Genomic DNA, 16,489 nt, shown 5'->3' with positions numbered 1-16,489 from the left:
ACACCTTAATATGGCAACAATAAAGTCACAACAATTAAACAAATGCTTTTCCGTGAGCAGGAAGGACAGCCATGAAAACACAACATCCCACGCCACCCGCCCATTGCACCTTCGAGCCGGAAGACTGGCTGCGCCTGGCAAAATGCTGGCATCCGGTAGCCCGCGCCTGCGATATTGGCGCGGCGCCGGTGAAGGCTACGCTGCTGGACGAACAACTGGTGATCTACCGGATAAAAAATCAGGTCGTGGTCGCCCGCGATGTCTGCCCGCATCGCGGCGTACCGCTGACCCTTGGATTTCACGATGACGAAGGCATTATCTGCCCGTATCACGGGCTGCGTTTTGGCGAGGATGGCCGCTGCAACCGTATCCCCTCCAGCCCGGATCAGCCGGTTCCGGCGAAGCTCAACCTGATAAGCTATGCGGTGGAAGAACGGTACGGTCTGATCTGGGCCTGTCTGGCCTTCGATCCGCAGAACCCGGTGCCGCTGCCCACCATGCCGCACTGGCACGACGACGGTTTTCAGCAGATCAACTGCCCGGCCTTTGAGGTGAATGGTTTTGCCGGTCGCCAGGTGGAAGGTTTTCTTGATGTCGCTCATTTTGCCTGGATCCACACCGACACCTTCGCCGACCCGGATAATCAGGTTGTGCCAGCGTATCATCCACAGGAAACGGCGACGGGTTTTAGTGCGGATTACTGGAGTTCGGTGGGTAATTACCCCGCCAGTTCAGACTTTCGCGCCCCGGAAGGATTTCAGTGGCTACGCCATTTTGAAATGCATCTGCCCTTCACCGCCACGCTGACCATCCATTTTCCCGGCGAGGCTCGCCTGGTGATCATGAACGCTGCCTCGCCGGTGTCGTCGCGCATTACCCGCATGTTTGCGCCTATCGCGCGTAATTTCGACCTCCATGTGCCGGTTGAGGACGTCCATGCGTTCAATTTACGCGTGTTCGAAGAAGATCGCCTGATGGTGGAGACGCAGCGCCCGGAAAAACTGCCGCTGGATCTCACGCTGGAGGCGCATATTCCTGCCGACGGGAGTTCTATCGCCTATCGCCGGGGATTGAAAAAGATGGGTTTTGGCGAATTTTTCCTCGTTTGACGGAGAACAGAGATGAGTGCTGTGCTGAAGGTAGTGGTTGATGGACTCTGGCGGCAGGGGGATAAAAGCCTTGCCGTCAGGCTGATGGCGGAAAACGGCGAACCACTGCCCGCCTGGCAGCCGGGCGCGCATATTGATGTCCACCTGCCCTGCGGCATTATTCGTCAATATTCGCTGACCGGGGCCAGCGCCGCCCGGGAGAGTTATCTTATCTGTGTGGCGAAAGAAAGCGCCTCACGCGGCGGATCGCAGTATGTCCATGATACCCTGCGCCCTGGTCAGACGTTGCTGATTTCCCCGCCGCGTAACCTGTTCCCGCTGCATGATGCCGACCACGTCCTGCTGCTGGCGGCTGGCGTCGGCCTTACCCCGCTGTATGCCATGGCGCTTCACCTTGAGGCTGTCGGCACGCCCTTTACGCTGCACTATTATGTTAAAACCCGCGCCAGCGCCGCTTTTCTGCGCGAACTCTCCCGGCCGCTAAAAAACGGCGTTTGCCTGATCCACTGTTCAGATGAAGGCGAAAGCGCGCGCCATAGCCTTAATGACGCGATTTCCGCACCTGAAGGGCGGGAGCGGTTGTACACCTGCGGGCCTGCGGGGTTTATGTCCGCCGCCACAGAGATCGCGACGGCCAAAGGCTGGCCGCAAGCCTGGCTCCACAGCGAAGCGTTCCAGCCTGCGCCTTCGCCGGTGAGTGAAGTCGATACGCAGACCTTTACCGTCACTCTGAGCTCCAGCGGAGAGAAATGGCCGGTGCCCGGCGATAAAACGATCGCTCAGGTGTTAATGGAAAATGGCGTCGATGTGCCGTTGTCCTGTGAAATGGGGATCTGCGGTGCCTGCCTTACCCCGGTTATTGATGGCGTCGTTGACCATCGGGATACGGTGCAATCGGAAGAAGAAAAGAGCGCCGCCAGGCAGTACATCGCATTATGCTGCTCACGTAGCCATTCGGATAATGTAGTGATCGATTTACAGGAAGGATAATCACGAAAACGATACCAACAGACCAAAAAACAAAGGGGTTACCTTTCGGTAACCCCTTGTTAAATTTGGCGGAAGCGTAGAGATTCGAACTCTAGAACCCTTTCGGGTCGCCGGTTTTCAAGACCGGTGCCTTCAACCGCTCGGCCACGCTTCCGGGTTGAGGCGCAATATAAACATCTCGATGCGCCGTGTAAAGCACTAATCCGTTCGTTTGCCTGAAAAAACGTCAAAATGTGATTATTCGGCTGAAATAACAGCACATTGAGCAGTTAATCAACACAAACGATACCCGTGCGCTTAATGTTTTTTGATGTAGAGGTCTTTTGTGTAGTAATACCCCAGGCTGTCAGGCGTAAACCCACCAATCCACGGCTTCACAAGATGGGTGCGCACATAGTGGTAAACCGGGATCGCTGGCACGTCCTGCCCCAGAATATCCTCTGCCTGCTGATAATATTGACCGCGCGCTTTCACATTCGCCGCCCGGGCGGCGTTGGCCAGCGCCTCATCGTACGCCGCATTACTGTACTTGCTGGTATTTTCGCTGTCGTTGGTGCGGAAGTTATTGAGGAAGGTTGCCGCATCGTCATAGTCAGCGATCCAGGCGTAGCGCACCACGTCAAAGCTGCCGGTGTGCATGGCGTCCAGCATGGTTTTCCATTCCTGGTTCTGAAGTTTGACCTCCACGCCGAGATTTTTCTTCCACATGGAGCTGGCGGCGATGGCGATACGCTGATGGGTCTCCATAGTGTTATAAAGCAAACTAAAGGAGAGCGGGTGATCCGGACCGAAGCCCGCGTCGGCCAGCAATTTCTTGGCCTCGGCGAGACGTTTTTCGCGCGGCCAGCTGGCATAGTCAGGCCCTTGCAGATCGACGCCGCCGATGTTCGGCTGGCTAATGACCCACGCCGCGCGCTGCCCCTGCCCCATGACTTTCTGAGCAATAATGTCCTTATCCAGCGCCATATTGAGCGCCCGGCGCACGCGCGGATCGTTAAACGGTGCTTTTGTGGTGTTGAACTGATAGTAGTAAGTGGCGAGTTGCGGCGAGACGCTAACCTGATCGCCCAGCGTTTTTTTCAGCTGGGCAAACTGATTGACCGGCACGGTGTAAGTAATATCAATTTCCCCCGCGCGATAGCGGTTGACGTCGGCGGTCTCGGAAGAGAGCGGAAGATAGGTCACTTTATTAATAACCGTGTTTTTGTCGTCCCAGTAGCGCGGGTTGCGCTGCGCCACAATGCGCTCGTTGACTACCCATTCTGAAAGTTTATATGCCCCGCTGCTGACGAAATGTTCAGGTCTCGACCATTTATCGCCAAAACGGGTAATCAGTACTTTATCCACCGGCACCAGCGACGGGTGGGCAAGCATCGCAAGGAATGCAGCGGTAGGCTGGGTCAGCGTGACTTCAAGCGTGTTATCGTTAATGGCTTTAACGCCCAGGGTATCCGGCGCTTTTTTACCCTGCGCAATATCAGCCGCATTAACAATATGCATATTGCCCGGATAACTGGCGTACGGAGAGGTGGTTTTAGGATCCACCAGCCGCTGCCAGCTAAAAACAAAATCCTGCGCGGTAATAGCCGTGCCGTCAGACCAGGTTATGCCAGGACGCAAATGAAACGTCCAGACGGTATTATCCTTATTCTCCCAGCTCGCCGCGAGATGGGGCACAACGGTGCCGTCTGGATTAACGCCGACCAGGCCATCGAACATATCGCTGATAAGATTAAACTCAACGTCACTTTCTACTTTATGCGGATCCAGCGATGCTGGCTCGCTACCATTATTTCTGACCACGTCCTGCTGCGCAGCAAGCTCTGTTCCGGGAGGGACGGTTGCCGCCAGGGTCGAAGTCGTGATGCATAATAAACTTGCCGCTAACAGCGTGTAATTATTTATTTTATGGGTAACTCGCTTCATTTCCTTTGCCTCATCAATGGGATACTTTTCGTGGCGCTCGCTCCACTCTTAACGACAGTTAGCGGGCAAAGCAAACCTTTTTAACGACCTATAAGATATTGATCTCGTCTTCTCCTGAGTTTGCTTATTCATCCTGTTATTACTGCCCTTAGTATTATTTTATTCTGTGCAGAAAACCGTAAAATGAGTAAAGATGGGTAAAACCGATATGCCGTTAGGCTTTGATTTTCTATTATTCTTGCTAATTACATCTGTCATAAGAGAGTGACTCATGGATCGTTTTATTACCGTTTCCCGCGACAGTTCATCGCTGCTTAGCACGCATAAAGTGCTACGTAATACCTATTTCCTGCTGAGCCTGACGCTGGCGTTTTCAGCGATTACCGCTACGGCAAGTACGCTGCTGGCGCTGCCATCGCCGGGCCTGATCCTGACGCTGGTCGGCATGTATGGCCTGATGTTCCTGACCTATAAACTGGCTAATCAGCCTTCCGGGATCCTCGCGGCTTTTGCCTTTACCGGTTTCCTCGGCTATATCCTGGGGCCAATTCTTAACGCCTACCTCTCCGCGGGTATGGGGGACGTGATTGGGATGGCTCTGGGTGGTACGGCGCTGGTGTTCTTCTGCTGTTCCGCTTATGTGCTGACCACGCGCAAAGACATGTCCTTCCTCGGCGGTATGCTGATGGCGGGCATCGTGGTGGTACTGGTGGGCATGGTCGCCAATATTTTCCTGCAGCTTCCGGCGCTGCACCTGGCGATTAGCGCGGTGTTTATTCTGATCTCATCCGGCGCAATTCTGTTTGAGACCAGCAATATTATTCGCGGCGGTGAAACCAACTATATTCGTGCGACCGTCAGCCTGTATGTTTCGCTGTACAACATCTTCATCAGCCTGCTGAGCATCCTGGGCTTCGCCAGCCGGGATTAACAGGTAACGTGCTGTCACCAGGCCCCGCTTATGCGGGGCTTTGTTTTTTGCTACACTGCCGCCAGTTTACCGAACGACGTTGTGAAAAATGATGCTTAACTTTGCAGGCCATGACATTGAAACCGATAGCGAAGGCTATCTGAAGGATACCCGCCAGTGGAGCGAGCCTCTCGCTGAAGTGATTGCCGGGCAGGAAGGAATAACGCTCTCAGCGGAACACTGGGAAGTGGTCCGTTTTGTTCGCGCCTTTTACCTTGAATTTAATACCTCACCGGCGATTCGGATGCTGGTCAAAGCAATGGCGAATACCTTTGGCGAAGAGAAAGGCAACAGCCGCTATCTTTATCGCCTGTTTCCTAAAGGTCCCGCGAAGCAGGCGACAAAAATTGCCGGCCTGCCTAAACCGGTGAAATGCATTTAATAGCGAATACTGAATTTGGTCCATGACGGATCGCCCTGAGAAGGTTCAGTCAGAACCTTCTCCACCCTGGCGCTGCGCGGGCCTCCCGCTTTCAGCCATGCCAGTAATTGTTCTACCCGCTCACCGTCGCCGCAGGCCACCACTTCCACGCTGCCGTCATCCAGGTTACGTGCATAGCCGGTGAGCCCCAGCTTTTGCGCTTCATGCTGAGTGGTATAGCGAAACCCGACGCCCTGCACCATACCGTGAACCCAACATTTTACGCAGCGGGTCGATTTCTCATCAGACATAATCACCTCACTGTTTAAAAACCTCAGGCTAAGTTTAACAGCACATGCCGGATTGCAGGATACTGAAGAGGGGTTTCGCTTAACGCGTTGCAATTTCCGGGCGAAGTCGGGAAAATGCGCCAAATTTCTTAATTCGACAGAAAAGTAAACTATGAGCGTACGTTTAGTGTTAGCAAAAGGGCGCGAGAAATCGCTGTTGCGCCGCCATCCGTGGATTTTCTCCGGTGCCGTAGCCCGGATGGAAGGCAAAGCCAGCCAGGGTGAGACCATTGATATTGTCGATCATCAGGGCAAATGGCTGGCACGCGCCGCGTATTCTCCTGATTCACAAATCCGCGCCCGCGTCTGGACATTCGACCCGCAGGAATCAGTGGATATCGACTTTTTCATTCGTCGCCTTCAGCGTGCCCAGACCTGGCGTGACTGGCTGGCGAAGCGCGACGGGCTGGACGCCTGGCGGTTAATCGCCGGAGAATCTGACGGTCTGCCGGGTGTAACCATCGACCGTTTCGGCAATTTTCTGGTGCTGCAACTGCTGAGCGCCGGAGCAGAATATCAGCGTGCGGCGCTGATCTCGGCGCTCCAGTCGCTGTGGCCGGAATGCGCGATTTACGATCGCAGCGACGTGGCGGTGCGTAAGAAAGAAGGTCTGGATCTGACGCAGGGGCCGGTCACCGGCGAGCAGCCGCCCGCCCTGCTGCCGATTCAGGAACACGGCATGAAGCTGCTGGTGGATATCAAAGCCGGGCATAAAACCGGCTATTATCTCGATCAGCGCGACAGCCGTCTGGCGACCCGTCGCTATGTCGAAAATGCGCGCGTGCTGAACTGCTTTTCCTACACCGGCGGCTTTGCGGTTTCTGCGTTAATGGGCGGCTGCCGTCAGGTCATCAGCGTCGATACCTCACAGGAAGCGCTGGACGTAGCGAAGCAGAACGTTGAGCTAAACCAGCTCGATCTCAGTAAAGCTGAATTTGTGCGCGATGACGTTTTCAAACTGCTGCGTAAATACCGCGACAGCGGCGAGAAATTTGACGTGATCGTAATGGATCCGCCGAAGTTTGTTGAGAACAAAAGCCAGCTACAGGGTGCCTGCCGCGGCTATAAAGATATCAACATGCTGGCAATCCAGCTGCTGAATCCGGGCGGCGTGCTGATGACTTTCTCCTGCTCCGGTCTGATGACCACCGATTTATTCCAGAAAATTGTCGCTGATGCCGCTATAGATGCCGGACGTGATATACAATTTATAGAGCAGTTCCGTCAGGCCGCCGATCACCCGGTGATTGCTACCTATCCGGAAGGACTCTATCTGAAAGGGTTTGCCTGTCGCGTCATGTAACTTGAAAAAGGGAAATTTTGCCCCACATAACCTGTAGAGCAATTTTCCCCTGGAGGTGACAATGATTGCCAGCAAATATGGCATTGGTCAGCAGGTGCGCCACACCCTGCTGGGCTATCTGGGCGTTATTGTGGATGTCGACGCTGAGTATTCTCTTGAAGAGCCAGCCCCCGAAGAACTTGCGGTTAATGACGAGCTTCGCGCCGCGCCCTGGTACCATGTGGTAATGGAAGACGACAGCGGCCAGCCCGTGCATACCTATCTTGCCGAAGCGCAGCTTAGCAGTGAGATGCTGGAAGAGCACCCGGAACAGCCTTCGATGGACGAATTGTCCCGTACCATCCGTCGCCAGCTTCAGTCGCCCCGACTTTGCCACTAAACTCCGGATATGAAAAAGCCCGCGCGGTTGTCACCGCTGCGGGCTTTTTACTTATTTCGCCAGGCCCAGACGGGGGATCTCAATCGCCGGGCAGCGATCCATCACCACGTTCAGACCGGCATCGCGCGCCAGCACCGCCGCCTGCTCGTTAATCACCCCTAACTGTAGCCACAGGGTTTTAGCGCCAACGGCTATCGCGTCCTGGGCCACGCCCCATGCGGCTTCTGAATTACGGAAAACATCGACCATATCGATTTTTTCCGGCACGTCGGCCAGTGTCGCATAGCCTTTCTGTCCCAGAAGCGTATTTCCCGCCACTTTCGGCGATACCGGGATCACGTGATAACCCTGATCCAGTAAATACTTCATGACCCGATAGCTGGGTCGGTCAGGTTTATCGCTCGCGCCCACCAGCGCAATGGTGCGTGTCGACGTCAGAATGCCTGCAATATCGTGCTCTTTCATCTTATCCTCCGGGCAGTTTCAGCCAGTGTACGATAATCCTGGCAGACCCACTACAAAACCCCCAGGGAGACGTCTGAAAATCGCTCTCTCGAATAATTCACATTTTTTAACGGTGTGGCTTGCAGCCGCAATCACTTTCAGTACTCTGTAAGCAAATTACACTACGGATATTTACCATGGAACTCACAACACGCTCTCTCCCGCCGCGTAAGCATATTGCGCTGGTGGCCCACGATCATTGCAAAACCACACTGATGAAATGGGTGCAGCGCCACCAGCCTCTGCTGGCACAGCACGTTTTATATGCCACCGGGACGACGGGCAATCTGATCCAGCGGGCAACCGGGCTTGACGTTAATGCCATGCTCAGCGGCCCGATGGGCGGCGATCAGCAGGTCGGGGCGATGATTGCTGAAGGCAAAATTGACGTGCTGATTTTTCTCTGGGACCCGCTAAACGCCGTACCGCACGATCCGGACGTAAAGGCGCTGCTGCGCCTGGCAACGGTCTGGAATATTCCGGTGGCGACCAATGTTTCGACCGCCGACTTTATTATTCAGTCGCCGCAGTTTAACGACAGCATTGATATTCTGATCCCCGATTATCAACGCTATCTTGCCGAACGCCTGCAGTAAGCCCTCAGGGTTTTCGCGCGACCGGTACGTCAAGCTGCTTTAATGTCTCAACAAAGCTGGACGGCCGGTCTTTATTGAAAAGTAACCAGACGCGCTGCCGTGCCCGGGTAATCGCCACGTACAGCAGACGACGCTCTTCTGCATCAGGGTAATCCTCTGGCTGAGGAAGCAGCGCCTGCTCCATCACCGACTCGCGAGCGGGTGCCGGAAACCCCTCCTGCCCCTCTTCAAGCCCGAGAATAATCACGTAATCTGCCTGTTGGCCTTTGCTGGCATGAATAGTCATAAATGCCAGATTCAGGTTCGGCCAGCGGGTAGCTGCCTTTTCAAGAACCGCTGGTTTCAGATGATGATAGCGTGCCAGCAGCAGGATCCGCTCTTGCGGTGTGGCATAGCCGCTGAGCTTGTCCAGCAGCGCATCAAGCTGCTCCTCCGCCATTAACGTGACGGCTTTTTTATCGCCCGTCTTCAGGCTGTTAAGCGGTTTTTTTAGCTGGTGCGGGTTTTGCTGGATAAAACGGTTGGCAACCTCACCGATACGTCCGTTAAAGCGATAAGTGGTATCCAGCGCGCAGCGATCCCCTTCACCGAAGTGGTGATTAAAGGCGGTAGTTAAGGTCATTTGCGCACCGCTGAAACGATAGATAGCCTGCCAGTCGTCACCGACTGCAAACAGCGTCGTTTGCGAGTTTTGCTTGCGCAATGCCGCCAGCAATGCAGCGCGCTGCGGCGAGATATCCTGAAACTCATCGACCAGGATGTGCTTCCACGGGCTAACGAAACGCCCTTTTTCCAGGATGTTGATGGCCTGGTGGATCAGCCCCGAGAAATCCACTGCGTTCTCTGCTTTCAGCGCTGTCTTCCACGCTTTCAGCAACGGGGCCATCAGCTTAATGCGGCGGCCAAACAGCTCGCGCACCTCTTCCGGCGCGGAAGCGATCATGTCTGCCTGTGCGCCGCCGTGCATGCGCATCAGGCTTACCCAGCGATCGAGGCGGCTGCCCATGCGACGCAGTACGCTTTTGTCATTCCAGAAGCTGCCTTCCGGAAGTTTCCAGTCCATCTCCTCTTCCAGCCACTGCCGCCAGCCCTTAGCCTGCGCTTTTTTCTCCTGACACTGCTGCTGCCAGGCATCGGTAAGCAATTTCTGCCGTGCAGTAGCATCGTTCTCAAGTTTGCTGACTTCCGGCGCCTTTTTGCTTCCCTGGCGGATAATGTGCAGCGCCAGGGAATGAAACGTGCGCGCGGAAATGTCTTCGGTATGCAGCCGTTCGCGGATGCGCTCATCCATCTCTTCAGCGGCCTTACGACCAAACGCCAGCAGCAGAATTTGCTCCGCCGCGGCGTCACCGCGCGCCAGCAGCCAGCCCGCCCGCGCTACCAGCACCGAGGTTTTACCGCTCCCCGCTCCGGCCAGTACCAGTAATGAGTTTTCACCATTCACCACCGCCCGCGCCTGCGCCGGATTCAGCGGAGAGCTTTCAACCTGCTCAAAGAATTCTGCATACTGGCTGAGCATGGTATCGGTGAAGGTCTGGTTATGCGCCAGACGGCAGTTTTCACTGTCTTTCAGCCACGCCTGACATTGCCGCCACGGCTCACGGCAGTTATCAAAGCTATCGAGGCGGCTGGTGGGCACCGGAAGGGCATCAAGCGCGTTACGGATCTGCTGCTGAAGCCCCTGCGTCTGCTGACGCGTCAGCCATTTGCTTTCACCGCTGCGGCGGGCAATTTCATCTAATTGCGCGTTAAGCACCTGAGCAGCAATCTCGCTCATCTGCGCGCTCCACGCGTCCCACAGGGAAAGCAGATGGCTGTGGAAGCGTTGTGTTTCGCTCCACTCGGTGCCGTGCAGGCGCACTACTTTATCTTCCGGCAGCACAAATTCCAGCTCACCCCAGACCAGACCGCGTTTACAGTGAACTGAGATTAACTGATTGAAAGGAATAAGATATTCGTGACGCTCGCCTGAGACTTTCACCCCGGCGTGCAGAATTTCCACCCGATCATAAGGATGCTGCGCCATGCGTTTGCCCAGCGATGTGGCTTTCAGTTCCATGTGACGTTCGACCCTGACAATACCTGTTGTCACCCAGTTTAACCGTCAGATACCGGGTGCTCCAGCCAAAAAAACGTTACAATCATCGGGAACGATTATTCCCATAGTTTTACTGAGGCTGTATGTGCACCGTCCTGAATATCCTCAATTTTGTTCCGGGAGAGTCTTTAGTTGCCCTCCTTTGGCCTGCAAGCTCGCTTTCAGCACAGGATCGCTAACGCTATGCTCAGCCCTCTGATCCGCCGTTTTACCGGCAACAGCGTCTGGCTTTATAACGTCAGGATCTTCATCGCCCTGTGCGGCACCGCCGCTCTGCCCTGGTGGTTGGGAGAAGTAAAACTGACCATTCCCCTGACGCTGGGCGTGGTGGCCGCGGCGCTGGCTGACCTTGACGATCGGCTTACCGGACGACTGCGCAATCTGGCGATTACTTTGGTGAGCTTTTTTATTGCCTCAGCCTCAGTGGAACTGTTATTCGACTGGCCGTGGCTGTTTGCGATTGGCCTGACCATCTCCACCAGCAGTTTTATTCTGTTGGGCGGATTGGGGCAGCGCTACGCCACTATTGCCTTTGGCGCGCTATTGATTGCCATCTATACCATGCTTGGCGTGTCGCTGTATGACCACTGGTATCAGCAACCGCTGCTGCTGCTGGCGGGAGCCGTCTGGTATAACCTGTTAACGCTCAGCGGCCACCTGATTTTCCCCATCAGGCCGCTACAGGATAATCTCGCCCGCAGTTACGAGCAGTTAGCCCACTATCTGGAGCTGAAATCCCGGCTGTTCGATCCGGATATTGAAGAAGAAAGCCAGGCCCCGATGTACGATCTGGCGCTGGCAAACGGGCAACTGGTCGCGACCTTAAATCAAACCAAAGCCTCACTGCTGACGCGCCTGCGTGGCGACCGGGGACAGCGCGGCACGCGGCAGACGCTGCACTATTATTTCGTCGCTCAGGACATTCACGAGCGCGCCAGTTCCTCACACATTCAGTACCAGACGCTGCGCGACAGTTTTCGCTACAGCGATGTGATGTTTCGTTTTCAGCGGCTGCTGTCGATGCAGGCGCAGGCTTGCCAGCATCTTGCCCAGGCTATTCGCCTTCGCACGCCGTGGCAGCACGATCCGCGCTTCGAAAAAGCGTTTGTCCATCTTGATGCCGCCCTGGATCGGGTACGCGCCTCGGGCGTCCCGGACGATCGGGTTAAGGCGCTGGGCTTTCTGCTTAATAACCTGCGGGCCATTGATGCCCAGCTGGCGACCATTGAATCCGGACAGTCGCAGCAACAATCCCACAATGAAACCGAAAATCTGCTGGCCGACGATCGGCTACATGGTTTTAGCGATATTCGCACGCGACTAGCCCGCAACTTCACGCCAGAATCCGCGCTATTCCGCCATGCCGTACGCATGTCGCTGGTGCTGTGTGTCGGGTATGCATTTATTCAGTTTACCGGACTGCATCATGGCTACTGGATCTTATTGACCAGCCTGTTCGTCTGCCAGCCAAACTATAATGCCACGCGTCACCGGCTGGCACTGCGGGTCATCGGCACCATCATTGGCGTGGCGATTGGCCTGCCGGTGCTGTTTTTCGTGCCGTCGATTGAGGGACAACTGATTCTGATCGTGCTGACCGGCGTCCTGTTTTTCGCCTTTCGAAATGTACAGTATGCGCATGCGACAATGTTTATTACTCTGCTGGTCCTGCTGTGCTTTAACCTGCTCGGTGAAGGATTTGAGGTCGCCCTGCCGCGCATTTTTGACACCCTTATTGGCTGTGCTATCGCCTGGGCGGCGGTGAGCTTTATCTGGCCGGACTGGCGGTTTCGTAATCTGCCGCGCGTGCTGGAGCAGTCGATTAACGCTAACTGTCGCTATCTTGACGCCATTCTTGAGCAGTATCATCAGGGCCGTGATAACCGTCTGGCGTACCGCATTGCGCGCCGTGACGCTTACAACCGTAACGCAGAACTGGCGTCGGTGGTGTCGAATATGTCTACCGAGCCCGACGCCTCCGCTCAGATGCGGGAAAATGCCTTTCGGCTGCTGTGCCTGAATCATACCTTTACCAGCTATATTTCGGCGCTGGGCGCGCACCGCGAGAAGTTAAGCAGCGACGAAGTGCTGGCGCTACTGGATGATGCAGTGTGTTACGTTGACGACGCCTTTCACCATGCGCCGGACGATGAACCTCGCGTGCGTGAGGCGCTGGACGAGCTCACCCGGCGTATTCACCATCTGGAGCCTCATACCCGCAGCACCGAGCCGCTGGTTCTGCAACAGATTGGGTTGCTGATAGCGTTACTGCCTGAGATTAATCGCTTGCAGCAACGGGTTACGGCACCTTCCAGATAGTCGTCGATCCGCGCCTGATGTTTATCGGTCAGGCGCGTGACCGCGCTTAATATAACCAGCCGCTAAACCTGAACACATACATAACCCTGTTAATTCACCGTATTAATAAACGTGCTGGTAACTTTACGGACGGCACCTTTAAGGCATGCCGCCCGTAAGGGTTGCCGGTCATTGCTTCAACCCAGTCCAGGCGTCGGGTTAATCATTGCTAAGCTCTGGCAACTTATTAAACCAGTCAGTCAACTGTTGGCGTCGTTGCACCCCAAGCCTGGCCTCGTGCATGCCGGCAATGGCACCCTCCAGCGCATAAAGCAGTCTGACCGACAGATACCGTTTCTTTTCCCTTATCTTTAACCACGCCAGCTCAGCTCCAAGGGTACGCAGCTCTTCCTCGGTACGGATACCCACTTCCATCAGCAGCATTTCGAGATGAAACGTAATATTCGGCAGATCCTTCAGTCTCTTGACGCCGCCACGACGAACTTTTTCCTGCTGTGCGGCCTGAAGTGAAAATGAACTGAGGTGCAGAAGCGTTTTGCGGTCACCCCAGAGCGCATCATCGACCCGGTAATAATTTAGCAACACTGGCCTCCCCCTTTTCTGCAGCGTCAATAACGAGGTAGGATGATTGACCCGATAAGGTGCACTTTGCTCGCAAACTCGCAGGTACAAATCCCCTTCAGCTACCATCGCAAAGACCGTGTTATCTATCGACAGACTATATCCACCAAACAGCGCCCGGTAGCGAACCGTTCCCAGCGGCGAAAGATATTCTTGCGACTGATAAATCCGTTTGTATGAGATATTTCTCATGATTATTCCTTAAAAATCATGTAGATAAACTATAAACCTTACTAACGGATCCGCTAATCAGGAACATAGGCAACTTCACGCCCTGCGGCAAGATGAATTTCGCGTTCAGCAGAACTGAAGTTCAAATTTGCGAGTCGCTTTCAGAAAATGAGGTTGATCTTTGTACGTAGCAGGGGTACTGTATATGCATACAGTAACTCACAGGGCTGGATTGATTATGTACACTTCAGGTCATGCAAATCGTACCTCTTCATTTTCGACAACGTCTACCGCCGGGGCTTACTCTGCGACTGAGCCATCCTCAACGGGTCTTATCAGCGAAATTGTCTACCACGAAGACCAGCCCATGTTGACGCAACTTTTGCTGTTGCCCCTGCTGCAACAGCTGGGCCAACAATCCCGCTGGCAGCTTTGGCTTACGCCTCAGCAAAAGCTGAGGCGTGAGTGGGTACAGGCTGCGGGTCTCCCGCTGACCAAAGTTATGCAGATCAACCAGATGTCCCCGTGTAATACGCTGGCGTCTATGATCCGTGCGCTACGAACCGGAAACTACAGCGTAGTGATTGGTTGGCTTTCAGAAGAGTTAACGCCTGATGAATATTCACTTTTGGCGCAGGCAGCAGAAGAAGGTCATGCGATGGGGTTCGTTATGCGTCCCATTCGAGGGGGTCATCGTAGCGGCAGACAGTCAAGTGGGTTAAAAATTCACTCAAATTTGTATCATTAATCGCAATTAAGATTTTTCCTGGCAAATATTTTAATTTGTTGGCAACCTTTTTATTGTACAAGCAAATTTCGCGACAATGCTTGTCTGGTGCGGTTTCCCGCATTGTCTCCAGTCCAAAAATGACACACAAATGTTTCATATTATGTTCAGCAACCTTTTTTTTTCATATGCCTGACAGAGTTCACACTTGTAAGTTTCCAACTACGTTGTAGACTTTACATCGCCAGGGGTGCTCGTCTTAAGCCGTTAATAACGGCAATGTAATTAATGAGTCGCGCCCCCGGTGAAGGATTTAACCGTGAGTTTCATTGAATATTCATGGCGATTTTTGGATGATAACGAGGCGCAAAAAATGAAAAAGACAGCTATCGCGATTGCAGTGGCACTGGCTGGCTTCGCTACCGTAGCGCAAGCCGCTCCGAAAGACGAAACCTGGTATACTGGTGCTAAACTGGGCTGGTCTCAGTACCATGATACCGGTTTTATCCCGAACGATGGTCCGACCCACGAAAACCAGCTTGGCGCTGGCGCTTTCGGTGGTTACCAGGTTAACCCGTACGTTGGTTTCGAACTGGGTTATGACTGGTTAGGCCGTATGCCTTATAAAGGCGACAACGTAAACGGTGCTTTCAAAGCACAGGGCATCCAGCTGACCACCAAACTGAGCTACCCGGTAGCTGACGACCTGGACATCTATACTCGTCTGGGTGGTATGGTTTGGCGTGCAGATGCTAAAGCTCAGTCTCGCGTAAGCGGCGACACCTTCAAAGATCACGATACTGGCGTTTCTCCGGTATTTGCTGGTGGTCTGGAGTGGGCTGTTACTCGTGATGTTGCTACCCGTCTGGAATACCAGTGGACCAACAACATCGGCGACGCTAACACCGTTGGTACTCGTCCGGACAACGGCCTGCTGAGCGTAGGTGTTTCCTACCGCTTTGGCCAGCAGGAAGATGCTGCACCGGTAGTTGCACCGGCTCCGGCTCCGGCTCCTGAAGTACAGACCAAACACTTCACTCTGAAGTCTGACGTTCTGTTCAACTTCAACAAAGCTACCCTGAAACCGGAAGGTCAGCAGGCGCTGGATCAGATGTACACCCAGCTGAGCAACCTGGATCCGAAAGACGGTTCCGTTGTGGTTCTGGGCTTCACCGACCGTATCGGTTCTGACGCTTACAACCAGGGTCTGTCCGAGAAACGTGCTCAGTCTGTTGTTGACTACCTGATCTCTAAAGGTATCCCGTCCAACAAGATCTCCGCACGTGGTATGGGCGAATCTAACCCGGTTACCGGCAACACCTGTGACAACGTGAAAGCTCGTGCTGCGCTGATCGACTGCCTGGCACCGGATCGTCGCGTTGAGATCGAAGTTAAAGGTATCAAAGACGTTGTAACTCAGCCGCAGGCTTAAGTTATCGTCCAATAAAAAACCCCGCGCTGCGGGGTTTTTTTATGTCTTTCGCCGGGTGAACATTCATTCTTTACCCAATAGCGCTTTAAGATCGCTCTTCAGGCTGCTCATTTGCGTGGCATACTTCTCTTTATTTTCCGCGTCTTCAATCAGCTGCACAATCGTTTCGGAGAGCGTTTTTCCCCGACGCTGAGCCAGCCCCGCCAGACGCTGCCAGACGGCAAACTCCAGATCGATAGATTTCTTACGCGTGTGCTGATGCTCGGCATTAAAGTGCCGCTTGCGCCGCGCGCGGATCGTTTGCTTCATACGGTTCAACAAATCCGGATTGATATGCTGCTCAATCCAGTCGTTTACCTGAACCGGTTCATTTTCGAGCTTCAGCAAGACATCGACGGCTTCTCTGGCGGCGCTGGATTCAATATAACGCGTGATCAACTCACCCTCCCGGTGTTTTTTCACCAGGTATTTCCACTTCCAGCCGCTCTCAAGATTTTCCAGTTGTTGATATTTCATTGCGATCTCAATGTGACCGTGTAACTCATTCAGGATAACAGTTTTTTTGCGTTGTGCTGAGCAGAAATCGCCCCCCTAAATTCGAAATGAGTTTAACCGCACGTTGATTATCTATTA

At 54.1% G+C, this 16,489-nt stretch carries 16 protein-coding genes and 1 tRNA gene; 10 read left to right on the top strand and 7 right to left on the bottom strand.

Translation table 11 applies throughout. The features are described 5' to 3' along the window. Positions 1-71 precede the first annotated feature (71 nt). Both hpxD and P0H77_RS08920 read left to right on the top strand, forming a co-directional pair. Entirely contained in the window at positions 72-1,109 is a 1,038-nt protein-coding gene (gene hpxD, locus P0H77_RS08925) for a molybdenum cofactor-independent xanthine hydroxylase subunit HpxD (RefSeq protein WP_276164533.1), read from the top strand. A gap of 12 nt (positions 1,110-1,121) precedes the next feature. After that, complete coding sequence (locus P0H77_RS08920) at positions 1,122-2,099, top strand: PDR/VanB family oxidoreductase (protein ID WP_276164532.1); 978 nt, start codon at positions 1,122-1,124, stop codon at positions 2,097-2,099. 66 nt (positions 2,100-2,165) lie between these two features. Here the strand turns inward: P0H77_RS08920 and P0H77_RS08915 are convergent. Next, positions 2,166-2,253 (bottom strand) — tRNA-Ser (locus P0H77_RS08915). Between the two features lie 143 nt (positions 2,254-2,396). Beyond that, on the bottom strand, positions 2,397-4,025 hold the full coding sequence (locus P0H77_RS08910; protein ID WP_276164531.1) for an ABC transporter substrate-binding protein: 1,629 nt from the start codon (positions 4,023-4,025) through the stop codon (positions 2,397-2,399). 271 nt (positions 4,026-4,296) lie between these two features. On the opposite strand from P0H77_RS08910, the gene yccA reads away from it, so the two are divergent. After that, positions 4,297-4,956 (top strand): FtsH protease modulator YccA, encoded by a 660-nt coding sequence (yccA, locus tag P0H77_RS08905; RefSeq protein WP_103675364.1) that lies wholly within the window; start codon positions 4,297-4,299, stop codon positions 4,954-4,956. A gap of 91 nt (positions 4,957-5,047) precedes the next feature. After that, positions 5,048-5,377 (top strand): sulfurtransferase TusE, encoded by a 330-nt coding sequence (gene tusE, locus P0H77_RS08900; protein WP_276165082.1) that lies wholly within the window; start codon positions 5,048-5,050, stop codon positions 5,375-5,377. Here tusE and yccX read toward each other — a convergent pair. Further along, entirely contained in the window at positions 5,374-5,667 is a 294-nt protein-coding gene (gene yccX, locus P0H77_RS08895; RefSeq protein ID WP_194205641.1) for an acylphosphatase, read from the bottom strand. The genes tusE and yccX overlap by 4 nt on opposite strands. 151 nt (positions 5,668-5,818) lie before the next feature. Here yccX and rlmI point away from each other — a divergent pair, with 151 nt between their 5' ends. Further along, positions 5,819-7,009 (top strand): 23S rRNA (cytosine(1962)-C(5))-methyltransferase RlmI, encoded by a 1,191-nt coding sequence (gene rlmI / locus P0H77_RS08890; RefSeq protein WP_276164530.1) that lies wholly within the window; start codon positions 5,819-5,821, stop codon positions 7,007-7,009. Between the two features lie 61 nt (positions 7,010-7,070). Then, a complete protein-coding gene (gene hspQ, locus P0H77_RS08885; RefSeq protein WP_276164529.1) occupies positions 7,071-7,388 on the top strand; it encodes a heat shock protein HspQ in 318 nt (105 codons plus the stop codon). A gap of 51 nt (positions 7,389-7,439) precedes the next feature. On the opposite strand, the gene P0H77_RS08880 is transcribed toward hspQ, so the two are convergent. After that, on the bottom strand, positions 7,440-7,853 hold the full coding sequence (locus tag P0H77_RS08880) for a CoA-binding protein (protein WP_276164528.1): 414 nt from the start codon (positions 7,851-7,853) through the stop codon (positions 7,440-7,442). Between the two features lie 176 nt (positions 7,854-8,029). On the opposite strand from P0H77_RS08880, the gene mgsA reads away from it, so the two are divergent. Further along, positions 8,030-8,488, top strand: coding sequence for a methylglyoxal synthase (gene mgsA, locus P0H77_RS08875; RefSeq protein ID WP_276164527.1), 459 nt, complete (start codon positions 8,030-8,032; stop codon positions 8,486-8,488). A gap of 4 nt (positions 8,489-8,492) precedes the next feature. On the opposite strand, the gene helD is transcribed toward mgsA, so the two are convergent. Further along, entirely contained in the window at positions 8,493-10,547 is a 2,055-nt protein-coding gene (gene helD, locus P0H77_RS08870; protein ID WP_276164526.1) for a DNA helicase IV, read from the bottom strand. A gap of 222 nt (positions 10,548-10,769) precedes the next feature. Between helD and yccS the strand changes: the two genes are divergently transcribed. Further along, positions 10,770-12,905, top strand: coding sequence for a YccS family putative transporter (yccS, locus tag P0H77_RS08865; protein ID WP_276164525.1), 2,136 nt, complete (start codon positions 10,770-10,772; stop codon positions 12,903-12,905). Between the two features lie 198 nt (positions 12,906-13,103). Here the strand turns inward: yccS and P0H77_RS08860 are convergent, their stop codons facing one another. Then, a complete protein-coding gene (locus P0H77_RS08860; protein ID WP_276164524.1) occupies positions 13,104-13,718 on the bottom strand; it encodes a TfoX/Sxy family DNA transformation protein in 615 nt (204 codons plus the stop codon). 217 nt (positions 13,719-13,935) lie between these two features. Between P0H77_RS08860 and sulA the strand changes: the two genes are divergently transcribed. Both sulA and ompA read left to right on the top strand, forming a co-directional pair. Beyond that, positions 13,936-14,445, top strand: a complete 510-nt coding sequence (gene sulA / locus P0H77_RS08855) for an SOS-induced cell division inhibitor SulA (RefSeq protein WP_276164523.1) — start codon at positions 13,936-13,938, stop codon at positions 14,443-14,445. A 352-nt stretch (positions 14,446-14,797) separates the two neighbouring features. After that, positions 14,798-15,856, top strand: coding sequence for a porin OmpA (gene ompA, locus P0H77_RS08850; protein WP_276164522.1), 1,059 nt, complete (start codon positions 14,798-14,800; stop codon positions 15,854-15,856). A gap of 63 nt (positions 15,857-15,919) precedes the next feature. On the opposite strand, the gene matP is transcribed toward ompA, so the two are convergent. After that, on the bottom strand, positions 15,920-16,372 hold the full coding sequence (gene matP / locus P0H77_RS08845; protein WP_176920679.1) for a macrodomain Ter protein MatP: 453 nt from the start codon (positions 16,370-16,372) through the stop codon (positions 15,920-15,922). Positions 16,373-16,489 lie beyond the last annotated feature (117 nt).

Source organism: Superficieibacter sp. HKU1 (assembly GCF_029319185.1).
In the GTDB taxonomy this organism is placed as follows: domain Bacteria; phylum Pseudomonadota; class Gammaproteobacteria; order Enterobacterales; family Enterobacteriaceae; genus Superficieibacter.
This window is presented reverse-complemented; position numbering and strand designations above follow the sequence as displayed.

What these genes read in the sequence shown, in the direction of transcription:
- hpxD (WP_276164533.1), top strand. Translation starts at nt 72, where the DNA reads ATGAAAACACAACATCCCACGCCACCCGCCCATTGCACCTTCGAGCCG.
- P0H77_RS08920 (WP_276164532.1), top strand. Translation starts at nt 1,122, where the DNA reads ATGAGTGCTGTGCTGAAGGTAGTGGTTGATGGACTCTGGCGGCAGGGG.
- P0H77_RS08910 (WP_276164531.1), bottom strand. Translation starts at nt 4,025, where the DNA reads ATGAAGCGAGTTACCCATAAAATAAATAATTACACGCTGTTAGCGGCA.
- yccA (WP_103675364.1), top strand. Translation starts at nt 4,297, where the DNA reads ATGGATCGTTTTATTACCGTTTCCCGCGACAGTTCATCGCTGCTTAGC.
- tusE (WP_276165082.1), top strand. Translation starts at nt 5,048, where the DNA reads ATGCTTAACTTTGCAGGCCATGACATTGAAACCGATAGCGAAGGCTAT.
- yccX (WP_194205641.1), bottom strand. Translation starts at nt 5,667, where the DNA reads ATGTCTGATGAGAAATCGACCCGCTGCGTAAAATGTTGGGTTCACGGT.
- rlmI (WP_276164530.1), top strand. Translation starts at nt 5,819, where the DNA reads ATGAGCGTACGTTTAGTGTTAGCAAAAGGGCGCGAGAAATCGCTGTTG.
- hspQ (WP_276164529.1), top strand. Translation starts at nt 7,071, where the DNA reads ATGATTGCCAGCAAATATGGCATTGGTCAGCAGGTGCGCCACACCCTG.
- P0H77_RS08880 (WP_276164528.1), bottom strand. Translation starts at nt 7,853, where the DNA reads ATGAAAGAGCACGATATTGCAGGCATTCTGACGTCGACACGCACCATT.
- mgsA (WP_276164527.1), top strand. Translation starts at nt 8,030, where the DNA reads ATGGAACTCACAACACGCTCTCTCCCGCCGCGTAAGCATATTGCGCTG.
- helD (WP_276164526.1), bottom strand. Translation starts at nt 10,547, where the DNA reads ATGGAACTGAAAGCCACATCGCTGGGCAAACGCATGGCGCAGCATCCT.
- yccS (WP_276164525.1), top strand. Translation starts at nt 10,770, where the DNA reads ATGCTCAGCCCTCTGATCCGCCGTTTTACCGGCAACAGCGTCTGGCTT.
- P0H77_RS08860 (WP_276164524.1), bottom strand. Translation starts at nt 13,718, where the DNA reads ATGAGAAATATCTCATACAAACGGATTTATCAGTCGCAAGAATATCTT.
- sulA (WP_276164523.1), top strand. Translation starts at nt 13,936, where the DNA reads ATGTACACTTCAGGTCATGCAAATCGTACCTCTTCATTTTCGACAACG.
- ompA (WP_276164522.1), top strand. Translation starts at nt 14,798, where the DNA reads ATGAAAAAGACAGCTATCGCGATTGCAGTGGCACTGGCTGGCTTCGCT.
- matP (WP_176920679.1), bottom strand. Translation starts at nt 16,372, where the DNA reads ATGAAATATCAACAACTGGAAAATCTTGAGAGCGGCTGGAAGTGGAAA.